We start from the raw sequence: 24,198 nt of genomic DNA on the forward strand, positions 1-24,198 counted from the left end.
GGAATCACTCCCATGCGTCACATGAAGTCCGGCCGCAAGTTCAACCGTACCAGCGCCCACCGCGAAGCGATGTTCAAGAACATGGCCGCCTCGCTGTTCAAGCACGAGCTGATCAAGACCACCCTGCCGAAGGCCAAGGAACTGCGCCGCGTCGCCGAGCCGCTGATCACCCTGGCCAAGGTCGACTCCGTCGCCAACCGTCGTCTGGCCTTCGCCCGTCTGCGTGACAACGAAGCCGTGGGCAACCTGTTCACCATCCTGGGCCCGCGTTACGCGACCCGTCCGGGTGGCTACCTGCGTCTGCTGAAGTGCGGTTTCCGCGCTGGCGACAACGCTCCGATGGCCTACGTCGAACTGGTCGACCGTCCGGCTGCCGTGGCGGAAGCCGTCGAAGAATAATCGACGCGCAACACCCGTAATTCGGTGAAGAACCCGGCCTTGTGCCGGGTTTTTCCGTTTAGGGACAGGAGCCGTGCCGCGGTCGGACGAACACGCTGTCCGGTCTTCTGCGCCGACAATCGGCACGTGCGTGGCGGTGGCGGCAGGTGAGGGCCTGTTAATCTTGGCGCCTGGACTTTGACGAGTGTTGGCAATGAATCCACTGCGCTGGAATTACCGCGCCCAGTTCCTGCTGGGGTTTTTGATCTGCGCCGGGCTGTTGGCCTACGCGATCTTCCTGCAGCTCAAGATCGGGCTGGAGCCGTGCCCGCTGTGCATCTTCCAGCGGATCGCCTTCGCCGCGCTCGGGCTGCTGTTCCTCATCGGCGCCCTGCATGGCCCGCGTGATCGCGCCGGGCGCGGCACTTACGGCGTGCTGGCCTTCATCGCCGCGGCCGTTGGCATGGGCATCGCCGGCCGCCACGTATATGTGCAGTTGCTGCCCAAGGACATGGGCTCCAGCTGTGGCCCGCCGCTGGCGTTTCTCAGCGAAACGATGGGGCCGTTCGAGGTGTTCCGCACGGTGCTCACCGGCACCGGCGACTGCGGCAACATCGACTGGCGTTTCCTCGGCCTGACCATGCCGATGTGGAGCCTGGTGTGGTTCGTGCTGCTGGCCGCCTGGGCGCTGTTCGTCTCCTTCCGCACGCCGCGCGTTTGATCGACGCGGCGCGCTGATCGCGCGCCTGCTGCGCCCGCCCGCATCATGCCGGCGGGCGCCGTCGTTCAGAAGTCCTGCTGAAGGCTCAGGTAGGCGCCGCGACGCGGACCCCACTGTGGGGCGAACACGCCGATGCCGCCGCCGTCGCGGAGTTGATAGCTGCGGTCCAGCGCGTTGACCAGTGCCAGCTGCGCGTGCAGCGGGTGGCCGCTGTCGGCGTTGAAATCATGCGCCGCGCTGAGGTTGACCTGCAGGTAGGACGGCAGCTCACCGCCATTGGGCACGCCCTCGATGTCCGAGCGCAGGCCGCTGCCATACACGTAGTTGGCCCCGACCCGGTTGTGGCCGGCGAAGGCATAGCTCACGCCGCCGGAAGAGGTCAGCGTCTGGTCGTGGTCCAGGTGGATCCAGTTGTCCTGCACGTACGCCAGCGCCTCCGGGTCCAGGTTGTACTGGCCGGTGATCACCTGCTTGCCCATTGCCTTGTTGTAGGCCGCATTGACATACGCACTGAGCGGGCCGCTGCTGTAGTCGGCGCTGAACTCCACGCCATGCACGTGCCCGTAGCGGTAGTTGAAGGTGGAATAGATGTAGGCCGCGCCGAACTGGCCTTCGTCCTGCAGGCGGTCGACCTTGCGGTCGTAGGCGTCCAGGCCGAGGGTGAGGTGCTCGCCAACCTGCTGCGACACGCCCACGTCGTAGTAGTCGCTGCGCTCGGACAACGGCGTGGTGCTGCCGGTGACCGGCTGCTGGTTGGTGGTGCCGGCGTAACGCGCGATGTCGCTGCCGGCCACCAGTTCGCTGGCCGGCGGGGTGAAGTAGCGCGAGTAGCCGGCGTGCACGGTGGTGCTGTCGCTGGCGTTCCAGACAACGCCCAGGCGCGGGCTGAGCTGTCCTTCGGTGCCGCCGAAGGCCTTGTAACGGTCTGCGCGCAGGCCGTAGTTGACCGTCCAGTCCTGGCCGATCCGCCATTCGTCCTGCACGTACGCCGCCGCGGTGCTGGCATGGAAGGCGCTGGCATCGGCGATCACGATCGGCGTGGTGCTGGCCTGGGTGCCATCGGCGTCGACCGGAAACACCCAGGCGGTGCTGCCGGCGCGTGCGCGTTCGCTGTTGCCGTACAGGCCATAGCGCAGGGTGTGGTTGTCGCCCAGTGGCGTGGAGAAATCGGCCTGCACGGTGCTGGCGCGGTTGCTGCGGTCCACCTGCGAGGCCACGCCGTCGAAGACCAGGTCGCCGGCCACGTCCGGGTTGAAGGCCAGGTCGCTGTAACGCTGCCCGGCCGACACCTGGTAGACGGTCTGGCCGAGCGTGCCCTGCAGCACCAGCATGCCGAAACGCGTGGTCTCGCCCTGGGTTTCGTCCAGCTGCGACGAATCGGCCTGGACCGTATCCAGGTAGCCGAACTGCGGCGTCTGGCCCGGGTTGACCGGGATCTGGAAGCGGTTGTTGGCGAAACCGGCGAACAGGCTCAGGCGGGTGGTGTCGTTGACCAGGTAGGTGAGGTCGGCGAATGCCTTGCCCTGGTGGGTGTCGTCGTGGTCGGGCCGGCGCGAGGCGGTGGGGTTTTCCAGGCCGACCTCGTTCTGGGTGTAGTTCCCGGTCAGGTACCAGCTCCAGCGGCCCTGGTTGCCCCACCACGAGGCGTTGGGGTTGAGGGTGCCGAACGACCCGGCGGTGATGCCGGCGCTGCCGCCATTGCCCAGCTCGGCGCCGCTGCGGGTGGTGATGTCGACCACCGCGGCGGTGCGTTCGCCGAACTGCGCCGGCAATGCGCCATCCATCAACCGGATGCTCTTGATGGTGCGCGCATCCAGGGTCTGGCCGAAGCCGGAGATCGATTCGGGCAGAAGCACGCCGTTGAGGCGGTACTGCAGGTTGGCGTGGTCGCCACGCACGTGCACGCCGCCGTAGCTGTCCTGGACCACGCCAGGCGCCTGCAGCAGCACCTGGCTGAGCGGGGCCGAGGCGCCCAGCGGCTGTTTCTGGATGTCCTCGGCGGTGATCTGGTACTGGCTGCTGCCAATGTCGGGGGAGAGGGCGTTGCGCGCCTGGTCGAGCTGGGCGCTGACGGTGACCGCGTCCAGGTCGGTGACGGCCGGAGGGGCGGCGTCGGCCGTGGCGGCCAGCGCGGGCAGGCTGGCCACGGACAGGGCCAGGGCGATACCGCGGGCAAGCAGGGATGGCTTCATGGGGGAGGACTTGGTGGCTGGACGTAGGGGAGGGGGCCGGCCTGGCGAGTGTTACTCCGTAACAAATCATGCGCCTGTCCACGGCCGAACGGGAATGCGGTCTGGGGCCACCGGCTGAGTTCGTTTTCCGCCGTTCAGCTGTCGCCGTCGCACAGGCGGCGCTTTGCGCCAGCGGCGCGCTCTGCGACCATGACCGGTCCCCACCCCCTCGGAAGTCTGTGATGAGCCCGTCCGCACCGCCCGTAGTCGATCCCGCCGCCACTGCCGCCGCCGACAGCGCAGCCTGGTCGCCGGAGAGCTGGCGCGGCAAGACCGCGCTGCAGATGCCGACCTATCCCGACCCGCTGGCGCTGGACGCGGCCCTGCATGAGCTCAAGCGGTTGCCGCCGCTGGTGACGTCCTGGGAGATCCTGGCGCTCAAGCAGCAACTGGCCGATGCGCAGGAAGGCAAGCGCTTCCTGCTGCAGGGCGGCGACTGCGCCGAGAACTTCAGCGACTGCGAGTCGACCACCATCTCCAACCGGCTCAAGGTGCTGCTGCAGATGAGCTTGGTGCTGGTGCACGGCATGCGCAAGCCGGTGATCCGCGTCGGCCGCTTTGCCGGCCAGTACGCCAAGCCGCGCTCGGCCGATACCGAAACCCGCGACGGGGTAACCCTGCCCAGCTACCGCGGGGATGTGATCAACGGGCCGGAATTCACCGAGGCGGCGCGCCTGCCGGACCCGCGGCGGATGCTGCAGGCCCACGCGCACTCGGCGATGACGATGAACTTCGTGCGCGCCCTGATCGATGGCGGTTTCGCCGACCTGCACCACCCCGAGTACTGGAACCTGGACTGGGTGCAGCATTCGCCGCTGGCCGCCGACTACCAGAAGATGGTCGGCTCGATCGGCGATGCGGTGCACTTCATGGAGACCCTGGCCGGGGTGCGGGTGCACAACCTCAACCGCATCGATTTCTACACGTCCCACGAGGCGCTGCTGCTGCCCTACGAACAGGCGCTGACCCGCCAGGTACCGCGCCAGCACGGCTGGCTGAACCTGAGCACGCACTACCCGTGGATCGGCATGCGCACGGCGGCGCTGGATGGCGCCCACGTGGAGTACCTGCGCGGCGTGCGCAACCCGATCGCGATCAAGGTCGGCCCGTCGGTACAGCCGGACCAGTTGTTGCGCCTGATCGACGTGCTCAACCCCGATGATGAACCGGGCCGCCTGAGCTTCATCCATCGCATGGGCGCGGCGCAGATCGCCGAGAAGCTGCCCCCGCTGCTGGATGCGGTCAAGCGCGACGGCCGTCGCGTGCTGTGGGTGTGCGATGCGATGCACGGCAACACCGAGAGCACCAGCAACGGCTACAAGACCCGTCGCTTCGACAACGTGCGCGGCGAGGTGGAGCTGTCCTTCGACCTGCACGCCGCGGCCGGCACCCGTCTCGGCGGCGTGCATCTGGAGCTGACCGGCGAGGACGTGACCGAATGCACCGGCGGCGCCCGCGAGCTGACCGAGCGTGACCTGGAACGTGCCTACCGCTCATCGGTGGACCCGCGCCTGAACTACGACCAGTCGCTGGAGATCGCCATGGCCATCGTGCGCAAGCAGCAGCATTACGCGGGCTGAGGCGTCGCAGCGGCGCCACGCACGGCGTGGCGCTGGCGGGCGTTATCCACGCACGGCTTACATTCGCCTGACACGCTGGTCATGGCGGTACAGGCATGCTGCGACCTTCCTTCGATGATCGCAGGAGCGTGCAGTGACGGTGGACTGGCAGCAAGCGGCGTTGTACCTGTGGCCGATCGGCATTGCGCTGGCGGTCGGGCTCACCGGCTGGTGGTTGTTGATGGCGCTGACCCGCCGGCTCAAGGGCCGTGAGCAGCGTCGCGCGCGCATCGGCCGGGTGATCAGCCGCCCGATGGCGTTCGCGCTGCCGCTGCTGGTGCTGATTCCCGCGCTGGAAGCAACGCCGCTGCAGGGCCATTGGCTGGACCAGTCGCTGCGCCTGCTGCACATCGGGCTGACCGCCTGCGTGATCTGGTTGCTGGTGCGCGCGGTGGCTGCCGGCGAGCAGGCGATCCTGCGCGACCACCCGATGGAGGTGGCCGACAACCTGGAGGCCCGCCGCATCCAGACCCAGACCCGCGTGCTCAGCCGGGTGTTGATGGGCGCGATCATCCTGGTCGGGGTGTCGCTGATCCTGTTGACCTTCCCGATGGTGCGCCAGATCGGGACCGCGTTGCTGGCCTCGGCCGGCATCATCGGCCTGGTCGCCGGCATCGCCGCCAAGCCGGTGTTCGGCAACCTGATCGCCGGCCTGCAGATCGCCCTGACCCAGCCGATCCGGCTGGACGACGTGGTGATCGTGGAAGGCGAGTGGGGGCGGGTGGAGGAAATCGGCAGCAGCTACGTGGTGGTGCGGATCTGGGATGAGCGGCGGATGGTGGTGCCGCTGACCTGGTTCATCGAGCATCCGTTCCAGAACTGGACCCGGCGCAGTGCCGACCTGCTGGGGACCGCGTTCCTGTGGCTGGACTACCGCGCACCGATCCCCGCCATCCGCGCCGAGCTGGAGCGCATCTGCAAGGGCGAGGCGCTGTGGGATGGCCGGGTCTGCGTGACCCAGGTGACCGAGACCACCGAGCACACGCTGCAGGTGCGCCTGCTGGTGAGTGCGCGCAACTCCGGCGATGCATTCGACCTGCGCTGCATCGTGCGCGAACGGATGCTGGATTTCCTGGCCCGCGAGCATCCGCAGGCGCTGCCGCGGACCCGCGCCGAGCTGCTCCAGCAGCCCGATCCGGGCCTGCGTGGCCCGCGTTCGCAGCCGGCCGAGGACGTGCGCTCGCCGGGGGCCGAGGACGGCGCACCGGCGGTGGTGTCCGCGCCGTAGGCGCCGGTGGGCGTGGCGGCACGCCCCTCAGGGGGCGACGTTGTGCGGCAGCAGGGTGTGGGTGCCGAAGCGTGGCGGACGTCGGGCACGGGTGCGCTGCTCGTAGGCATAGCCCAGTTCGATCAGGCGGGGCTCGCTCCAGGCGGTGCCCATGAACAGCAGGCCCAGCGGCAGCCCGTTCACATGCGCCATCGGCACGCTCAGGCTGGGGTAGCCGGCCACGGCGGCGGCACTGTAGCTGCCGCCGGGGAAATCATCGCCGGCCCCGGCACGGATCGGCCAGGCAATGCCGGTGGTGGGGGCGATCAAGGCATCCAGCCGTTGCGCACGCAGGGCTGCATCGATGCCCGCCGGGCCCGCCAGGCGACGGGCCTCGGTACGCGCCGCGATGTACGCCGGATTGCCCAGGCCGCCTGCGGAAGCCGCGCTTTCCATCAGGTCCTGGCCGAACGGCAGCAGTTCCTGGTCGGCATGCCCGCGGTTCCAGGCGATCACCTGGTCGAGGTCGCGTAGCGGCGCGTTGTAGGTGGTGAGGTAGCGCTGCAGGCCCGCCTTGAATTCGTGTAGCAGCACGATCCGCTCGGCGTCTTCCCACTGGCCCTGGGTAGGCAGTTGCACGGGCACCACCACCGCGCCGGCCTCGCGCAGAACCTCCACGGCGTGCTGCAGCGCCGGGCCCACCCCGGGCAACTGGTCGAGCGGGCCCGACAGCACGCCGATGCGCGCGCCACGCAGGCCGTCCGGGTTCAGGCGTGAGGTGTAGTCGTAGACCGCGCGCCCGGGCATGGTCGCGGTGGCCGGGTCGGCATCGTCGCGGCCGGCCATCGCGGTCAGCAGGGCCGCCGCGTCGGCGACGCTGCGCGCCATCGGGCCGGCGGTGTCCTGGCTGAAGGAAATCGGGATGATGCCCTCGCGGCTGACCAGGCCGACGGTGGGCTTGAGCCCGACCACGCCATTGACCGCCGCCGGGCACACGATGCTGCCATCGGTCTCGGTACCAATCGCCGCGGCCGCCAGGTTGACCGACACCGCCACCGCGCTGCCGCTGCTGGAGCCGCAGGGCGTGTGGCTGAGCCGATAGGGGTTGCGGGTCTGGCCACCGCGCGCGCTCCAGCCGGAGATCGACTGGCTGGAGCGGAAGTTGGCCCATTCGCTGAGGTTGGTCTTGCCCAGGATCACCGCGCCGGCCGCGCGCAGCCGGGTGACCAGGAAGGCGTCGTCGGGGCGGAACCTGGCCAGGGCCAGGGACCCCGCGCTGTTGCTCATCGGGCGCGCGCCGATGTTGTCCTTGAGCAGCACCGGGATGCCGTGCAGTGGGCCACGCAGCTGGCCGCGGCGGCGCTCGGCATCCAGTGCGGCGGCGTCCTTGAGTGCCTCGGGATTGAGCTCGATCACCGCGTTCAAGCGCGGGCCGGAACGGTCGATGCGGGCGATCCGCTCCAGGTAGGCGCGGGTCAGGGTGGTGCTGTCCAGCGCCCCGGCAGCCATCTGCGCCTGCAGGTCGACGATGTCGGTCTCGGCGTAGGCGAAGGGGGTATCCGGGCGCGGCGCGGCGGCCGCAGCGGGGGCTTCGCTGGCGTGCACCGGGGCAGGTGCAGGCGCACAGCCGCAGAGCGACACGATCATCAACATCGATGTCAGCGGCAGACGCATCAGGGTGTCCCGTAAACCGGCGCTCAGGCTAACCAGCCGGTGCCACGCTTGGCAACTCAGGAGGTAGCGGTGGGTGTGGGATGGCGCTTGCGGATATCGCGGGCGAGCACGCCGACCACGATCAGGTTGATCACCAGCACCGACCACGAGGCCCAGCCAGGGTGGCGGATGATGGCGTAGATATCGAACGGCAGGTAGATGCCGGCAGTGACGCAGCCCAGCCAGGACGCCCAGGCCTTGGCGCGCCAGAGGCCCCAGGCCTCGAAGAGATGCAGCACCCCGTAGGCCAGCATGGCCACGGCGGCCAGGTGCACCGCATCGGGATTGATCATGTTGAGCAGCGAGGGCAGGGTGCCGTGATCCGGGTCCAGGCTGAAACGCCGGATCAGGGCATTGACCGCATCGCGCAGGGGCTGCGGACCGAGCATTTCCAGCCCGGTCGCGGCCAACAGCGCCAGGACCGCCTTGCTGGCTTCCAGCAAGGCGATCAGGTGAAGCCCCGGATGCCTGTGAGGATCCGGGTTGTAGGGCTTGTCGATCACGACAATGGGTCCGATCAGCCGCCGCGCGACGCCTTCTTGCGCTCGCTTTCGGTCAGGCCCTTCTTGCGCAGGCGGATTTCCTTCGGGGTGATCTCGACCAGCTCGTCGTCTTCGATGAAGTCCAGGGCCTGTTCCAGCGAGTACTTGATCGCCGGGGTCAGCTGGATCGCATCGTCCTTGCCCGAGGCGCGCATGTTGGTCAGCGGCTTGGTCTTGATCGCGTTGACGGTCAGGTCGTTGTCCTTGGAGTGGATGCCGACCAGCTGGCCTTCATACACATTGTCGCCTTCCGCAGCGAACAGCTTGCCGCGTTCCTGCAGCGGCCCCAGGGAGTACGCCGGGGTGGCGCCCGGAGCATTGGCGATCATCACGCCGTTCTGGCGCTTGGCGATCGCGCCCTGCTCCTTCGGGCCGTAATGGTCGAACACGTGGAACAGCAGGCCCGAACCCTGGGTCAGGGTCTTGAACTCGTTCTGGAAACCGATCAGGCCACGGGCCGGGATCTGGTATTCCAGGCGCACGCGGCCCTTGCCGTCCGGCTCCATGTTCTTCAGCTGGCCCTTGCGGGTGCCCAGCTTTTCCATCACGCCGCCCTGGTGCTGCTCTTCGATGTCCACCACCAGCTGCTCGATCGGCTCCATGGCCTGGCCGTCGATCTGCTTGATGATCACTTCCGGGCGCGACACGGCCAGCTCGTAGCCTTCGCGACGCATGTTCTCGATCAGCACCGACAGGTGCAGTTCGCCACGGCCGGAGACCAGGAACTTGTCGGCGTCTTCCAGCTGTTCGACCTTCAGGGCCACGTTGTGGACCTGTTCGCGATCCAGGCGGTCCTTGATCTGGCGGCTGGTCAGGAACTTGCCACCGGACAGGTCCTTGTTGCCGGCGAACGGCGAGTTGTTGACCTGGAAGGTCATCGAGATGGTCGGCTCATCGACGGTCAGTGCCGGCAGCGCTTCCGGGGTGTCCGGGTGGCACAGGGTGTCGGAGATGGTCAGCTCGGCGATGCCGGAGATGGCGACGATGTCGCCGGCCTCGGCGGTGTCCTGCTCGATGCGCTCCAGGCCCAGGAAGCCCAGCACCTGCGCGACCTTGCCGTTGCGCTTCTTGCCTTCACGGTCGATCACCGCGACCTGCATGTTCTTCTTCAGGGTGCCGCGCTGGATGCGGCCGATGCCGATCACGCCCACGAAGTTGTTGTAGTCCAGCTGGCTGATGCGCATCTGGAACGGGCCGTCCGGGTCCACTTCCGGCTTCGGCGCGTGCTGCATGATCGCTTCGTACAGCGGGGTCATGTCGCCGTCGCGCACGCTGTCTTCCAGGCCGGCATAGCCGTTCAGGGCCGAGGCGTAGACGATCGGGAAGTCGAGCTGCTCATTGGTGGCGCCGAGCTTGTCGAACAGGTCGAAGACCTGGTCGATCACCCAATCCGGACGCGAGCCCGGGCGGTCGACCTTGTTGACCACGACGATCGGCTTGAAGCCCATCGCGAAGGCCTTCTGGGTGACGAAGCGGGTCTGCGGCATCGGGCCGTCCATCGCGTCGACGAGGATCAGCACGGTGTCCACCATCGACAGCACGCGCTCCACTTCGCCGCCGAAGTCGGCGTGTCCCGGGGTGTCGACGATGTTGATCCGGTTCTTGATACCGGTCTTCTTGTCTTCCCAGGTGATGGCCGTGTTCTTGGCCAGGATGGTGATGCCGCGTTCCTTTTCCTGGTCATTGCTGTCCATCACGCGCTCGGCGAGCACGGTGCGCTCGGAGAGGGTGCCGGACTGCTTGAGCAGCTGGTCGACGAGGGTGGTCTTACCGTGGTCGACGTGGGCGACGATGGCGATGTTGCGAAGATTTTCGATAGACATGCGAAAGGGGGCCAGTCGGCGCCGGATTTGGAAAAAGAAGTCCAACATTATACGGCCAAGATGACCAATCGCGAAAAGTCTCTTGCAAGCCTTGCCGGACGGGCATTCATCTCTGTGAGGGGCGCCTGTCCGGAGCACCGGTCGGGTGCCGCCGAGGGGGTGTTCGACCATCGTCAGGCAGGCCCCCTGCGAGTCCCGGGTGTATCCTATGGGGCTAACGACAAACCCCCGTACCCCAAGGATTTGCATGTCCCTCATCGCCACTTTCGACACCACCCAGGGCCCGATCAAGGTCGAGCTGTTCGCCGACAAGGCCCCGCTGACCGTCGCCAACTTCGTGAACCTGGTCAAGCACGGCTTCTATGACGGCCTGATCTTCCACCGCGTGATCCCCGATTTCATGATCCAGGGCGGTTGCCCGCAGGGTCGTGGCACCGGCGGCCCGGGCTACAAGTTCGAGGACGAGAAGAACGGCGTGCGTCACCAGGTGGGTTCGCTGTCGATGGCCAATGCCGGCCCGAACACCAACGGCAGCCAGTTCTTCATCACCCACATCAAGACCGATTGGCTGGACGGCAAGCACACCGTGTTCGGCCAGGTCCTGGAGGGTCAGGCCATCGTCGATTCGGTGAAGCAGGGCGACGTGATCCACTCGATCACCCTGGAAGGCGACACCGACGCCGTGCTGGCCGCCCAGGCCGACCGCGTGGCCGAGTGGAACAAGCTCATCCCGGCCGCCTGATCCGATCCCGACGGCCCCCTGTGAAGGGGGCCGTTTTCACGTTCCGGCCGCCCCGCCAGGCCTGTCCCCGCCCGCGCGGCCATCTCCCCCATCGCTTCTTAGCTTCTTAGCAGAGGAAATCCCCATGAAAGCACCTGTTCGTGTTGCCGTGACCGGCGCCGCCGGCCAGATCGGCTACGCCCTGCTGTTCCGCATCGCCTCCGGCGACATGCTGGGCAAGGACCAGCCGGTCATCCTGCAGCTGCTCGAGCTGCCGGTCGACAAGGCCCAGGCCGCCCTGCGCGGCGTGATGATGGAACTGGAAGACTGCGCGTTCCCGCTGCTGGCCGGCATGGTCGGTACCGACGACGCCGAAGTGGCCTTCAAGGACGCCGACATCGCCCTGCTGGTCGGCGCGCGTCCGCGCGGCCCGGGCATGGAGCGCAAGGACCTGCTGCTGGAAAACGCCAAGATCTTCACCGCGCAGGGCGCGGCGTTGAACAAGGTCGCCAAGCGTGACGTCAAGGTGCTGGTGGTCGGCAACCCGGCCAACACCAATGCCTACATCGCCATGAAGTCGGCACCGGACCTGAACCCGCGCAACTTCACCGCCATGCTGCGCCTGGACCACAACCGTGCGCTGAGCCAGCTGTCGACCAAGCTCGGCAAGCCGGTCGGTGGCATGGAGAAGCTGATCGTGTGGGGCAACCACAGCCCGACCATGTACCCGGACTACCGTTTCGCCACCGCCGAGGGTGCCTCCATCGCCGAAGCGATCAACGACCAGGAATGGAACGCGTCCACCTTCATCCCGACCGTGGGCAAGCGCGGCGCGGCGATCATCGAAGCCCGTGGCTCGTCCTCGGCCGCCTCGGCCGCCAATGCCGCCGTCGACCACATCCGTGACTGGGTGCTGGGCAGCAACGGCAAGTGGGTCACCATGGGCGTGCCGTCCGACGGCTCCTATGGCATCCCGGAAGGCGTGATCTTCGGCTTCGCGGTCACCACCGAAAACGGTGAGTACACCCTGGTCAAGGACCTGCCGGTGGACGACTTCAGCCAGAAGTACATCGACAAGACCCTGGCCGAGCTGGAAGAAGAGCGCGCCGGCGTGGCCCACCTGCTGGGTTGATCGATCCGCGGGCACATACCGACCGTTGGTCGGTGAGTTGACGAAAAACGCCAGGCATCGCCTGGCGTTTTTTTTTGCCCGTCCGGTAGAGCCGAGCCATGCTCGGCTGGCCGTGGGCGGCACGGCAATGATCGGCGCCGAAGCAGCCGAGCATGGCTCGGCTCTACCCGGCCGTGCGCAGCACGGCTACGATCGGCGCCGAAGCAGCCGAGCATGGCTCGGCTCTACCCGGCCGTGCGACCGAGGTCGGGCGTCCCATGCCTTACCAACGGACTCTGCTCGACAAACGGTGGGTACACGCTGGTCAAGGATCTGCCGGTGCACGCCCCGGTAGAGCCGAGCCATGCTCGGCTGGCCGTGGGCGGCACGGCAACGATCGGCGCCGAAGCAGCCGAGCATGGCTCGGCTCTACCCGGCCCTGCGACCGAGGTCGGACGGCCCACGCCTCACCATCGGACCCTGTTCGACAAACGATGGGTACACGCTGGTCAGGGATCTGCCGATGGACCACCCGGTAGAGCCGAGCCATGCTCGGCTGGCCGTGCGCAGCACGGCAACGATCGGCGCCGACGCAGCCGAGCATGGCTCGGCTCTACCCGGCCGTGCGCAGCACGGCAATGATCGGTGCCGAAGCAGCCGAGCATGGCTCGGCTCTACCCGGGCGTGCGCAGCACGGCAATGATCGGTGCCGAAGCAGCCGAGCATGGCTCGGCTCTACTTGGCCGTGCGCAGCACGGCAATGATCGGTGCCGACGCAGCCGAGCATGGCTCGGCTCTACCGGGCCCTACGACCAAGGTCGGACGGTCGGGCACCGACCATCGGACTATGCTCGATCCCATGGCTTTGTCTGGGAGGGCTGTCATGCGTTACGAGGAAATGTACCGACGATCCATCGATGAACCCGAGGCGTTCTGGGCCGAGGAGGCGCAGCGCATCTACTGGCACAAGGCACCGGAGCAGATCCTCGACTACAGCACCCCACCGTTCCGGCGCTGGTTCGTCGGTGGGGAAACCAACCTCTGTTACAACGCGGTCGATCGGCACCTGGCCGATCGACCCGACCAGCTGGCGCTGGTGGCCATCTCCACCGAGACCGACGTGACCCGCGAGATCACCTACCGCGAGCTGTATCGCGAGGTGAACGCTTTCGCCGCCGTGCTGCAGCGGCTGGACGTTGGCCGCGGCGACCGCGTGGTGATCTACATGCCGAACATGGCCGAAGCGGTGTTCGCGATGCTGGCCTGCGCCCGCATCGGCGCGATCCACTCGGTGGTGTTTGGCGGCTTCGCCGCGCACAACCTGGCACTGCGCATCGACGATGCCCAACCCAAGCTGCTGATCGCCGCCGATGCCGGCAAGCGCGGCGGCAAGGTCATTCCGTACAAGGCGATGGTGGATGCCGCGTGCGCCGAAGCCGCCTCGCCACCGCCGCACGTGCTGATCGTGTCGCGCGGGCTGGACCCGGCCGAGCCGAAGGTGCCCGGCCGCGACCTCGACTACGCCACCTTGCGCGAGGAAGTCGGCGACCAGGACGTGCCCGTGGTGTGGCTGGAATCCAGCGAGCCCAGCTACCTGCTGTATACCTCCGGCACCACCGGCAAGCCCAAGGGCGTGCAGCGTGATGTGGGCGGCTACGCGGTGGCGATGGCGCAGTCGATGCAGACCGTGTTCGACTGCAAGCCGGGACAGGTGATGTTCTCCACCTCGGACGTGGGCTGGGCGGTTGGCCATTCCTACAACGTGTACGGGCCGCTGATCGGTGGCTGCACCTCGCTGCTCTACGAAGGGCTGCCGACCCACCCCGACCCCGGCATCTGGTGGGCACTGTGCGAGCAGTATGGCGTGCGCACGCTGTTCTCCTCGCCCACCGCCATCCGCGTGCTGAAGAAGCACGACACCGACTTCATCACCCGCCACGACCTGGATGCGCTCAAGTACGTGTTCCTGGCCGGCGAACCCCTCGACGAGCCGACCGCGCACTGGATCAACGATGCGCTGGGCAAGCCGATCATCGACAACTACTGGCAGACCGAAACCGGCTGGCCGGCGCTGACATTGCTGCCCGGCGTGGACATGAAGCCGGTGCGCTTCGGCTCGCCCGGCTTCCCCAACCTCGGCTACAAGATGAAGGTGATCGACGAGAACACCGGCGACGAAGTCGCGCCCGGGCAGAAGGGCGTGCTGGTGATGACCCCGCCGTTGCCGCCGGGCTGCATGAGCACGGTATGGAAGGACGACGACCGCTTCCTGCAGAGCTATTTCAGCCACTTCAAGGAGCTGCTGTACAGCTCGCTGGACTGGGCGATCCGCGACGAGGATGGCTACACCTTCATCCTGGGCCGCACCGACGATGTGATCAACGTGGCCGGGCACCGCCTGGGCACGCGCGAGATCGAAGAGTGCATCTCCGGCCACCCGCTGGTGGCCGAGGCGGCGGTGATCGGGGTCAAGGACGAGTTGAAGGGCCAGGTGCCGCTGGTGTTCGTCACCCTGCGCCAGGCGGTGGAGGGTGACGGCAGCGCGGTGATCACCGAGATGATGCAGCGGGTGACCCAGTCGCTGGGCGCGCTGGCGCGACCGGCGCACATCCACATCGTCAACGCCCTGCCCAAGACCCGCTCGGGCAAGCTGCTGCGGCGCTCGCTGCAGGCGCTGGCCGAAGAGCGTGATCCGGGCGATCTGTCCACGCTGGATGATCCGGCGGCCCTGGACGAGATCCGGCGCGCGCTGGGGCACTGACCCGCACCGTCCGCTTCGCCGGGGAAGAACATGCAGGCGCGGCCCCGGATGGGGCCGCGGCGGACCCGGTCGCCGTGCGGCGCAGCATGGCTGTCGAATACAGGATGCGGGCGGGCAGGGCGCTGGCTGCGGCGATCGGCTGGGGCGGCCTGCTGGCCCATGCGGTGTATCCGATTGCCGAGGCGGGGTGGCACTCGCGACCACTGAACCTCCTGCACGATCGCGTTGCCGGTCCTGCTCCTGGTCCTCATCCGCGCTACCGCCGGCATCTGCAGTTCCGCGCCGACGCCTGACCGATGCGTGCTGCAGCGCATTATCGGTGTCGGCCGGCCTCAGGTAAGCTCCGAACGTGACCGCTGCAGGCCCCGGGGCCTGGCGGTGCGTGCTGGGGACACGGCGCGCACGGGGGCGCCGGCGTGGGCAACCACCTGGAACGGTCGCAAGGGGACGCATGGGCACCGGCCGAGGGCTGGCTGCCGGGCGTGGCAACACCGCAGTGACAGGGGGAACCACCACATGGCCTACATCCATGCCAAGACGGCCGCGGGCCGTCAGGAAATCGAAGACCGCGCGCGGCGCCTGCCGCCGGCATTGCGGTCCATTCTGCTGATGGTCGATGGTCAGCGCGATGACGACGCGTTGACCGCGCTGTTACCGGGCCTGCGCGCGCCGGAGGACGCATTGGCACAACTGGCGCAGGCCGGACTGATCGAAGTGGTTGGCGGCGCGGTTGCGGCGCCGGCCGCGCGCACGCTCACCGCCGGCCGCGAGCAGGATCCGGACCTTTACAAGCGCCTGTACGACTGGATGAGCGAATCGGTGCGCAGGCACCTCGGGCTCAAGGGCTATTTCATGCAGCTCAAGATCGAGCGCTGCACCGATGCCGGCGCGTTGGAGAAACTGTGGCCGGACATGGCCGCCGCGGTCGCCAAGGCCAGGAGCCCGGCGTTGGCCAGCCGCTGGCTGAGCGATACCCATGCGCTGCTCGACGCACCCGCCGCGCCAGCGACAGCGGTGCCGGACACGGCGAGCGCGGTTCCTGGCTGAATCGTGGCGTCTTGGAAGGGTGGTGGTCGTCGCGCCCGGGCGTTACCTTGCCTGGCTACACCCGCAGGAGCCACGCGATGGACCCCACGAAGGACGATGACGGCACCCCGGGCTGGGATGCGATCAACGCGGCGCTGGCCGCGCTGTATCCCGGCCAGGAGCCGAAGCATTACGGCACGGCGCTGCCCTACACATTGGGCGGCGACGATCCGCTGGACGGCATCAGCGTGTACTGGGCCGACGCCCCGCGCCCGCACTGGCACTACGTCACCTACGGCTTCTCCGAGCTGTACGACAAGCAGAGCGATGACGCGGCTGACAGCGGCTACGGCTTCGAACTGACCTTCCGCCTGGCCGCCGCGCCGGGAGAGGGGCCGGACGCCGCGCCGCCGGTGTGGCCGATGAACCTGCTGCAGAACCTGGCGCGTTATGTGTTCGGCAGCGGCAATGTGTTCGAGGCCGGCCATCATCTGGACGCCAACGGTCCGATCGCGCTGGAGACCGATACCGTGCTGCGCCACCTGGCCCTGGTCGAGGATCCGCAACTGCCGGCGCGTGACACCGCCAACGGCCGTGTGCGTTTCCTGCAGGTGGTGGGCCTGAGCGATGAGGAGATGGCCGCGGTGCGGCGCTGGTCGACGCAGGGCGTGCTGGACGCGTTGGCGCCGGCCATGCCGCTGTGGATCACCGACCTGCACCGCGGCTCGCTGCTGGCCGATCCGGCGCTGGCCGCGGCGGTCGAGGCCGGCAGCGCCCGCGAGGGCTCCACCACCGGCATGCTGTTCATCGAAACGCTTGGATGGGCGGTGGAGGGCGACACCGTTGAACTGGTGCTCGGCGCCGGCCAGGTGCCGGGCGTGCTGGAGCTGTTGCCACTGCGGCTCGACCACGGCCGTGCGCTGACCCTGGCCGACCGCGAGCGAAGCTGGCGCTTCGAGCCGGGCGAGGCCGACAATGTCGCGCTCGAACAGGACAGCGCGCGCTGCGTGCTCAGCCCGGCCACCCTGCGCGGCGTGCTGGAGCACGTGCAGGCCCAGCGCGGCACCTACCCGCTGCCCGGTGGCCGCCTGTGGATCCGGGTGGTGCCGACCGAGCTGCGCGACGCCAGCGGCAACGTGGTGCGTACGCTCGGCTAGCAGGGCGCAGGGTGCTACCGCCACACAAAAAAGAGAGCCCGGCAGTGCCGGGCTCTCTTCTTATATATGCGCAACGCCGAGCGACTCAGCTCAGGCCTTCGGCCTTCAGCGTGGCCTGCACGCCGGCATCGGCGTCCATGCGCTTCTTGTAGGCGGCGATGTTGTCCAGGCCGCTCAGGTCGACCTTGGCGCCCGCCGCCCAGCGCAGGGTGATGTAGAAGTAGGGGTCGGCAAAGCTGCGGAAACCGGCCAGCCACGGGCGGTCGGCGAGCTGCTTGTCGGCACGTTCGAACAGGCCGCGCAGGCGCTTGAGCGCGGTGGCGCGGATGGCGTCGTACTGGCTGTCGTCTTCGATGAAGGTGCCCGGGCCGAACAGCGGCTTGAACGCCGGGTGCAGGTCCGAGTTGACGAAGGACAACCAGCGGGTGGCCTCGGCGCGCTGCTGGGCGCTGCCGTCACCGGCCAGGCCGGCCTGCGGGTAGGTATCGGCGATGTAGCCCATGATCGCCGCGTTCTGGGTCAGGATGAAATCGCCATCGACCACCGCCGGCACCGAGCCGGCCGGATTGATCTTCAGGAACGCCGGCGCCTTCAGGGTGTCCTTGTCGAGCAGTTCCACCTCGAACGGCTGGCCGGTCCACTGCAGGGCGATGTGGTCGGCGGTGGAGCAGGCACCGGGCTTGCTGTACAGCTTCATGGGAACTCCGTTGGGAGGTGATGGGGCAGCCGCTCACTATTCCAGAGCGGGACCCGTATCCTCAACGGTATGGCCGTAACAGATCGTTACGACGCGCGCGGCTTGAGTTTCTGCACGCGGTAGAAGGTGTGGTCGCCGATCGTGGCCACCTGGTAGGCGTTGCGCCAGCTCGGGTTGGCGATCGACAGCGCGGCGAAGTGGCTCGCCCCGGGCACGATCTCCTTGCGCTCACCGGCCGGCAGGGCCCAGTTGCGCTCGGCATCGAAGGCCACGGTCATCGCTTCCTGCCAGGCGTCCGCGTTGCCCAGCTGGGTGCCGGGGGCGACGATGGTCGGGGCGAACTGCTTGCGCGCGGTGACCACCTTGCACATCGAGTCGCCCCACAGGCCGCTGTCCAGCCGGCGCAGGGCCACTTCCGCGACGGCTTGCTGGCCGCGCAGGGTCTGGTCACGCGCTTCGAGGTAGACGGTCGTGCTCAGGCACAACGAATCGGCGGCAGGCTGTGGCAACAACTGTGACAGCCAGAGAATCCAGGCCAGTTTCATAAATCTCCTTGCTCCGTGTGGGCCGCACCTGGCTGTCCATCCGATCGTGCGGACGGGGCGAGGGTACGACTTGGCGTCATGGGGAGGCGGCCATCGGGGCCGCCCGGGAGCGGACCCGAACAAGACGTGGGGTCCGCGCGCTCACTCGAACTGGGTGGTGAGCGGGAAAGTTGGCGCACGATAGGGGGCCATTTCCCAATGCATCCTGAACCCGAAGGCTTGACATTCAGGTTCGGAGCGGGGCCCGGATCGCGTTCACGGGCCCGTATTCAGGTCGCTGTCGGGCGCCCTCAGAGTGCGGCGGCGAGGTGGCTTCCCTGGTGGATGGCGCGCTTGGCGTCCAGTTCCGCGGCGACATCCGCGCCGCCGATCAGGTGCGCGTTGATCCCGGCCGCCTGCAGTGCCGCATGCAGATCGCGGCGCGGTTCCTGCCCGGCGCAGACCACCACGTGGTCGACCGGGAGGGTCTGTTCCTGGCCATCGATGCGGATGCGCAGGCCGTCATCGTCCACGCCCAGGTACTCCACGCCGCCGAGCATTTTCACGCCCTTGGCCTTGAGCGTGGCGCGATGGATCCAGCCGGTGGTCTTGCCCAGCCGGGCGCCGGGCTTGCCCGGGCTGCGCTGCAGCAGCCAGACCTTGCGCGCGGCCGGCTCCGGCGCCGGCCTGGCCAACGCGCCGCGCCCTTCGAAGGTGGGATCCACGCCCCATTCGGCCATCCAGCGGGCCGGGTCCAGCGCGCTGGACGGACCATCATGGACGAGGAACTCGCCGACATCGAAGCCGATCCCGCCAGCGCCGATGATCGCCACCTGTGCGCCGGCCTGGACCCGGCCAAGCAGTACGTCCAGGTAGTTGACCACCTTGGGGTGGTCGGCGCCGGGGAAGTCGACCCGACGCGGGGTGATCCCGGTGGCCACCACCACCTCGTCGAAGCCGGCCAGCGTGGCCACGTCGGCCACGGTACCCAGCTTCACGTCCACGCCGGTCTGCTCGAGGGTGTGGCGGAAGTACCGCAGGGTCTCGTGGAATTCTTCCTTGCCCGGGATGCGCTTGGCCACGTTGAACTGGCCGCCGATCTCGCTGCCGGCGTCGAACAGGGTGACCGCGTGGCCGCGCCCGGCCGCGACCGTGGCGCACGCCAGGCCGGCGGGGCCGGCGCCGACCACCGCCACGCGCTTGGCCACGGTAACCGGGCGGTAGACCAGCTCGGTCTCGTGCGCGGCACGCGGGTTGACCAGGCAGCTGGCGGTCTTGTTCTCGAACACGTGGTCCAGGCACGCCTGGTTGCAGGCAATGCAGGTATTGATCGCCTCGGGCCGACCGGCGCGGGCCTTGTTGGCCCACTCCGGATCGGCCAGCAACGGGCGCGCCAGCGACACCATGTCCGCGCCGCCGCCGGCCAGGATGCGCTCGGCCACGTCGGGCATGTTGATGCGGTTGGTGGCGATCACCGGCACCTGCACGTGCGGCTTCAGCTTGGCGGTGACCCCGGCGAACGCCGCGCGCGGAACCGAGGTGGCGATGGTGGGGATGCGTGCTTCATGCCAGCCGATGCCGGCGTTGATCAGCGTGGCGCCGGCGGCTTCGATCGCCTTGGCCTGCTCCACGATTTCCGCCCAGTTGCTGCCGTCCTCGACCAGGTCGACCAGCGACAGGCGGTAGATGATGATGAAGTCCGGGCCGCACGCTTCGCGGATGCGGCGCACGATCTCCACCGCAAAGCGCATGCGCTGGGCAGCATCGCCGCCCCAGCGGTCGGTGCGCTTGTTGGTGCGCGGGGCGATGAACTCGTTGATCAGATAGCCTTCCGAGCCCATCACTTCGACGCCGTCATAGCCGGCCTCGCGCGCCAGCCGAGCGCTGCGCGCGTAATCGGCGATATGGCGCTCCACGCCGCCGGCGGACAGCGCGCGGGGGGTGAACGGATTGATCGGTGCCTTCTGCTTCGACGGTGCCACCGACAGGGGGTGGTAGGCATAGCGGCCGGCATGCAGCAGCTGCAGGCAGATCTTGCCGCCGTTGGCGTGCACCGCGGCCGTCACCTGGCGATGCGGGCGGACCTCCCACGGCCAGGACAATTTGCCGCCGAACGGCTTGAGCCAGCCGACCACGTTCGGCGCAAAGCCGCCGGTGACGATCAGCCCCACGCCGCCGGCAGCGCGCTCGGCGAAGTAGGCGGCCAGGCGCGGGAAGTCGCGGGCGCGGTCCTCCAGGCCGGTGTGCATGGACCCCATCAGGATGCGATTGCGCAGCTGGGTGAAGCCCAGGTCCAGCGGAGCGAACAGGTGCGGATAGGCGGGGGATTCGGCGGGGGACTCGGCGGCTGGCGACATGTCGATACGCTTGCGTACGGAAGCGCGAAGGGTGCCGCGAAAGGCCCTCACAAGCAAGGGGGCGCTTCGCGGCATCCTTCGCGCTTCGCCCGCGGTTTGCGGTGCGAACCACGGGCCCCCGGGCATGCCGCCACCATTGGCCAGCACTACGCGGGCCCGGATGCCCTCAGGGCGTGGCTGCCGCCGGGGCAGGCTTGCGGATGCCGAACAGCGGCAGGGTCACGCCGCACAGTGGGCCGATCAACAGCGCGAAGGCGAGGGTGCCGACGCCGACGTTGCCGCCGAGCTGCCAGCCGATGACCAGCACGCTGCCTTCGATCCCGCTGCGCACCACCCAGATCGGCCAGCCGGTGCGGGCGTGCAGGCCGGTCATCAGGCCATCGCGGGGGCCGGGGCCGAAACGCGCGCCGATGTACAGGCCGGTGGCCAGGGCGACGATCAACAGGCCGGACAGGAACATCGGGATCTGCCACGCCAGGCCATGCACCTCCGGCAGCAGCCACAGGCCGAACTGCGCGCTGGGGCCGATCAGCATCACGTTGAGCACCGTGCCCAGGCCGGGCTTCTGGCGGATCGGCCACCACAGCAGCAGCACCAGCGCGCCGACAACATTGGTGGCCACGCCGAACGACAGGGGCGTCTGCAGGGCGATGCCCTGAGAAAGCACGTCCCAGGGCGCCACCCCGATCGCGGCGCGGATCATCACTGCCGCCCCCATGCCGTACAGGAACAGGCCGATCAGCAGTTGCAGCAGTTGCAGCAGGCGCAGCGGGAGCGAGGTGGGCATGGCGACATCACCGGGAGGGCCCTTGAATGTAGGTCGGGCGGGGGAGGGCCGACAGATACAGATAGGTGGCAATGTGCGCCGACAGCCGCGGTCGGCGCGCGGGTGCCGTCACTCCCAGCCGGACAGCACCAGCTTGCCGATCGTGCTGCCGCTTTCCAATTGGCGGTGGGCCTGGCGCAGGTTGGCCGCATTGATCACGCCCAGGTGCGCACTGCGCGTGCTGCGCAGCGCGCCGGCGTCGACCAGGCTGGCTACCCGGCTCAGGATGCGGTGCTGTTCGATCCTGTCCGCAGTGCGGAACCTGGCGCGGGCGAACATGAATTCCCAATGGATCCCGATGCACTTGGCCTTGTACGGGTCGCCGATGCGCACTGCATCGCGCGGCTCGACGATCAGGCCCACATGCCCCTGCGGTGCCAGCAGCTCCCCCAGCACGTCCCAATAGCGGTCGGTGTCGGCGAGGTTGAGGGCGACATGCACCTGCGCGATGTCCAATGCCTGCAGCTGGGCGGGCAAGGGGTGGCGATGGTCGATCACGTGGTGGGCGCCCATCTGCCGGCACCACTGCACGGAGGCTTCGCGCGAGGCGGTGGCCACCACGGTGAAGCCCGCGTGGCGCGCCAACTGGATCGCGATCGAGCCCACGCCGCCGGCGCCGCCGATGACCAGCAGTACCTGGCCGGCATGACGGCGGTCATCGAACTGTAATGGCATGCGCTGGAACAGCAGTTCCCACGCGGTCAACGCGGTCAGCGGCAATGCGGCGGCATCGGCGAAATCCAGCGTGGCCGGCTTGCGCCCCACCAACCGCTCATCCACCCACTGCCACTGCGCGTTGCAGCCGGGACGGGTGACATCGCCGGCGTAATAGACTTCGTCACCGGGCAGGAACGCGGTCACCTCCGGCCCGACCGCGTCCACCACGCCGGCGGCGTCGTAGCCGAGGATGCGCGGCGGGTCCTCTTGCTGCGCGCGCGGCGCGCGTTGTTTGGTGTCCACCGGGTTGACCGATACCGCGTGGACGCGGATCAGCAGATCCGCGCCGGTGGGAATTCCCGGTGGCGGCACGTTCAGGTCGAGCAGCGAGGCGGGGTCGTCGATCGGCAGGTAACGCGTTAAACCCACGGCTTTCATGGCGGCTCCCACGCAGGATTCGCATCCATCATACGACCGTATACAACGCTGTTCCTGCGCTGAATCGAGACGCTGCGCGTTGCGCTGCGGAATAATGCGGCGGATGTGACACGCCCGGTAGGGGATGCGAAAACCCTTGTCGTTGCTGGGTCTTGCGCAATTTCATCAACCTGTATAGGGTGCCACCAGCTGGGCCGGGTAGAGGTCTGGCAGTCGTCTTCACATGTTACGTGACCGTTAACATCACCTTCACCCTCCTGAGCATAATGTTCGCGGCGGTGGCGTGCTGAATCGGCAGTCTGAAAACGACGCAGGTGCTGGCCCATGCCTCTACCGGTTTCATACCCCCGAAATAGGAGCTGTACTCAATGAACAAGAAGATCCTTACTGCCGCGCTGCTGGGCGGTCTGGCTTTCGCCCAGGCTGCATCGGCGCAGGATTTTGATGACCGCTGGTACCTGACCGGTTCGGCCGGCTTCAACTTCCAGGATAGCGACCGTCTGACCAACGACGCTCCGTTCGTGACCCTGGGCCTCGGTAAGTTCATCAGCCCCAACTGGTCGCTGGACGGCGAGCTGAACTACCAGAACCCGAACTTCGATGCCAACCAGGATCTGAACTGGAGCCAGTACGGCGTCTCGCTCGACCTGCGTCGCCACTTCATCTCTGAAGGCCGCGGCTGGAACCCCTACCTGCTGATGGGTCTGGGCTACCAGAAGTCGGAAGAAGAGTACGGCTCGCTGAACCTGAACGGTCCGCGTGAGCGCAAGGACGGCAACCTCGGCGCCAAGGTCGGTGTCGGCCTGCAGACCACCTTCGAAAAGCGCGTTGCTGTCCGCGCCGAAGTGGCCTACCGCGCTGATTTCGACGACCAGAGCGTTTCCGCTCCGGACGAGAGCTGGTTCGGCGACGTGCTGGCTTCGGTCGGCGTCGTGATTCCGCTGGGCCCGGCCCCGACCGCTGCTGTGGTTGCCCCGGCTCCGGTGGCTCCGAGCTGCGCAGACCTGGATGACGACGGCGACGGCGTCAACAACTGCGACGACAAGTGCCCGGATTCGCAGCCGGGTCAGACCATCGGTCCGGACGGTTGCCCGGTGCCGGTCTCCATCGATCTGAAGGGCGTGAACTTCGACTTCGACAAGGCGACCCTGCGTCCGGACGCCGTGGCGATCCTGAGCGAAGCCACCGAGATCCTGAAGCGTTACCCGGATCTGCGCGTTGAAGTTGCCGGTCACACCGACTCGAAGGGTACCGACGCTTACAACCAGAAGCTGTCGGAGCGTCGCGCCACCACCGTGTATGACTACCTGACCAAGAACGGCGTGTCCGCTTCGCGTCTGGTGGGTCCGATCGGCTACGGCGAGAGCCGTCCGATTGCACCGAACACCAACCCGGATGGTTCGGACAACCCGGAAGGTCGTGCAAAGAACCGTCGTACCGAGCTGAACGTCCAGAACTAATCCTTCTGGTAGTACAGCCTCAGAAGAGGGCCCGGCATTGCCGGGCCCTTTTTTTTGTTCTTTTTTCCATCCCGGGCGGCGACAAGCATGTGGCGCGCTTTGGAGCGTTGGTGACGCGGGTGTCGGTGGGTCGGGCGCTGGGGTCCCATGCCCTTGGAGGCGAAATAAAGGAGGAGGGGGCGGCCGCAGGCCGACGCCGGGGGACATTCGCCGGAAAGGGCATGGGACC

At 67.8% G+C, this 24,198-nt stretch carries 20 protein-coding genes; 11 read left to right on the top strand and 9 right to left on the bottom strand.

The window, feature by feature from the left end; all coding sequences use genetic code 11:
- Window positions 1-12: 12 nt before the first annotated feature.
- Both rplQ and AC1DGC_RS19935 read left to right on the top strand, forming a co-directional pair.
- A complete protein-coding gene (rplQ, locus tag AC1DGC_RS19930; RefSeq protein ID WP_038690259.1) occupies window positions 13-399 on the top strand; it encodes a 50S ribosomal protein L17 in 387 nt (128 codons plus the stop codon).
- A gap of 193 nt (window positions 400-592) precedes the next feature.
- Complete coding sequence (locus AC1DGC_RS19935) at window positions 593-1,099, top strand: disulfide bond formation protein B (protein ID WP_259209905.1); 507 nt, start codon at window positions 593-595, stop codon at window positions 1,097-1,099.
- Window positions 1,100-1,164: 65 nt separating this feature from the next.
- Here the strand turns inward: AC1DGC_RS19935 and AC1DGC_RS19940 are convergent, their stop codons facing one another.
- On the bottom strand, window positions 1,165-3,291 hold the full coding sequence (locus tag AC1DGC_RS19940; protein WP_478048669.1) for a TonB-dependent receptor plug domain-containing protein: 2,127 nt from the start codon (window positions 3,289-3,291) through the stop codon (window positions 1,165-1,167).
- 221 nt (window positions 3,292-3,512) lie between these two features.
- Here AC1DGC_RS19940 and AC1DGC_RS19945 point away from each other — a divergent pair, with 221 nt between their 5' ends.
- Together AC1DGC_RS19945 and AC1DGC_RS19950 are read left to right on the top strand one after the other, a co-directional pair.
- On the top strand, window positions 3,513-4,910 hold the full coding sequence (locus tag AC1DGC_RS19945; RefSeq protein ID WP_259209909.1) for a class II 3-deoxy-7-phosphoheptulonate synthase: 1,398 nt from the start codon (window positions 3,513-3,515) through the stop codon (window positions 4,908-4,910).
- A gap of 139 nt (window positions 4,911-5,049) precedes the next feature.
- Entirely contained in the window at window positions 5,050-6,177 is a 1,128-nt protein-coding gene (locus AC1DGC_RS19950; RefSeq protein WP_478048679.1) for a mechanosensitive ion channel family protein, read from the top strand.
- Between the two features lie 27 nt (window positions 6,178-6,204).
- Here the strand turns inward: AC1DGC_RS19950 and AC1DGC_RS19955 are convergent, their stop codons facing one another.
- The 3 genes from AC1DGC_RS19955 to typA are packed head-to-tail and all read right to left on the bottom strand — an operon-like array spanning window position 6,205 to window position 10,234.
- On the bottom strand, window positions 6,205-7,830 hold the full coding sequence (locus AC1DGC_RS19955; RefSeq protein ID WP_478048670.1) for an amidase: 1,626 nt from the start codon (window positions 7,828-7,830) through the stop codon (window positions 6,205-6,207).
- A 56-nt stretch (window positions 7,831-7,886) separates the two neighbouring features.
- Entirely contained in the window at window positions 7,887-8,372 is a 486-nt protein-coding gene (locus tag AC1DGC_RS19960; protein ID WP_259209912.1) for a DUF2127 domain-containing protein, read from the bottom strand.
- A 14-nt stretch (window positions 8,373-8,386) separates the two neighbouring features.
- On the bottom strand, window positions 8,387-10,234 hold the full coding sequence (gene typA, locus AC1DGC_RS19965) for a translational GTPase TypA (protein WP_259209915.1): 1,848 nt from the start codon (window positions 10,232-10,234) through the stop codon (window positions 8,387-8,389).
- Between the two features lie 247 nt (window positions 10,235-10,481).
- Here typA and AC1DGC_RS19970 point away from each other — a divergent pair, with 247 nt between their 5' ends.
- The 6 genes from AC1DGC_RS19970 to AC1DGC_RS19995 all read left to right on the top strand — a co-directional run bounded on the left by AC1DGC_RS19970 (window position 10,482) and on the right by AC1DGC_RS19995 (window position 17,010).
- Window positions 10,482-10,976 carry a peptidylprolyl isomerase gene (locus AC1DGC_RS19970; protein ID WP_478048671.1) on the top strand — a complete coding sequence of 165 codons (495 nt, stop codon included), beginning with the start codon at window positions 10,482-10,484 and terminating at the stop codon, window positions 10,974-10,976.
- 124 nt (window positions 10,977-11,100) lie between these two features.
- Window positions 11,101-12,087, top strand: coding sequence for a malate dehydrogenase (locus AC1DGC_RS19975; protein ID WP_394163981.1), 987 nt, complete (start codon window positions 11,101-11,103; stop codon window positions 12,085-12,087).
- Window positions 12,088-12,949: 862 nt separating this feature from the next.
- Window positions 12,950-14,827 (top strand): propionate--CoA ligase, encoded by a 1,878-nt coding sequence (gene prpE / locus AC1DGC_RS19980; protein ID WP_478048672.1) that lies wholly within the window; start codon window positions 12,950-12,952, stop codon window positions 14,825-14,827.
- Between the two features lie 86 nt (window positions 14,828-14,913).
- Window positions 14,914-15,120, top strand: coding sequence for a hypothetical protein (locus AC1DGC_RS19985; protein WP_478048673.1), 207 nt, complete (start codon window positions 14,914-14,916; stop codon window positions 15,118-15,120).
- Window positions 15,121-15,343: 223 nt separating this feature from the next.
- Window positions 15,344-15,874: a hypothetical protein gene (locus tag AC1DGC_RS19990; protein WP_478048674.1), complete on the top strand. Its 531-nt coding sequence runs from the start codon at window positions 15,344-15,346 to the stop codon at window positions 15,872-15,874.
- Between the two features lie 77 nt (window positions 15,875-15,951).
- Entirely contained in the window at window positions 15,952-17,010 is a 1,059-nt protein-coding gene (locus AC1DGC_RS19995; RefSeq protein WP_478048675.1) for a suppressor of fused domain protein, read from the top strand.
- Between the two features lie 85 nt (window positions 17,011-17,095).
- On the opposite strand, the gene AC1DGC_RS20000 is transcribed toward AC1DGC_RS19995, so the two are convergent.
- The 5 genes from AC1DGC_RS20000 to AC1DGC_RS20020 form a co-directional block, all read right to left on the bottom strand.
- On the bottom strand, window positions 17,096-17,707 hold the full coding sequence (locus tag AC1DGC_RS20000; protein WP_259209927.1) for a glutathione S-transferase N-terminal domain-containing protein: 612 nt from the start codon (window positions 17,705-17,707) through the stop codon (window positions 17,096-17,098).
- A gap of 86 nt (window positions 17,708-17,793) precedes the next feature.
- Entirely contained in the window at window positions 17,794-18,252 is a 459-nt protein-coding gene (locus AC1DGC_RS20005) for a cell wall hydrolase (RefSeq protein ID WP_259209928.1), read from the bottom strand.
- 290 nt (window positions 18,253-18,542) lie between these two features.
- Window positions 18,543-20,588, bottom strand: coding sequence for an oxidoreductase (locus tag AC1DGC_RS20010; protein WP_394163975.1), 2,046 nt, complete (start codon window positions 20,586-20,588; stop codon window positions 18,543-18,545).
- A 166-nt stretch (window positions 20,589-20,754) separates the two neighbouring features.
- Window positions 20,755-21,375 (bottom strand): membrane protein YczE, encoded by a 621-nt coding sequence (yczE, locus tag AC1DGC_RS20015; RefSeq protein WP_478048676.1) that lies wholly within the window; start codon window positions 21,373-21,375, stop codon window positions 20,755-20,757.
- 108 nt (window positions 21,376-21,483) lie between these two features.
- Window positions 21,484-22,509, bottom strand: coding sequence for a zinc-binding alcohol dehydrogenase family protein (locus AC1DGC_RS20020; RefSeq protein WP_478048677.1), 1,026 nt, complete (start codon window positions 22,507-22,509; stop codon window positions 21,484-21,486).
- A 368-nt stretch (window positions 22,510-22,877) separates the two neighbouring features.
- Between AC1DGC_RS20020 and AC1DGC_RS20025 the strand changes: the two genes are divergently transcribed.
- A complete protein-coding gene (locus AC1DGC_RS20025; protein ID WP_259209936.1) occupies window positions 22,878-23,969 on the top strand; it encodes an OmpA family protein in 1,092 nt (363 codons plus the stop codon).
- Window positions 23,970-24,198: the final 229 nt, after the last annotated feature.

It is taken from the genome of Stenotrophomonas sp. 05N37 (assembly GCF_056397365.1).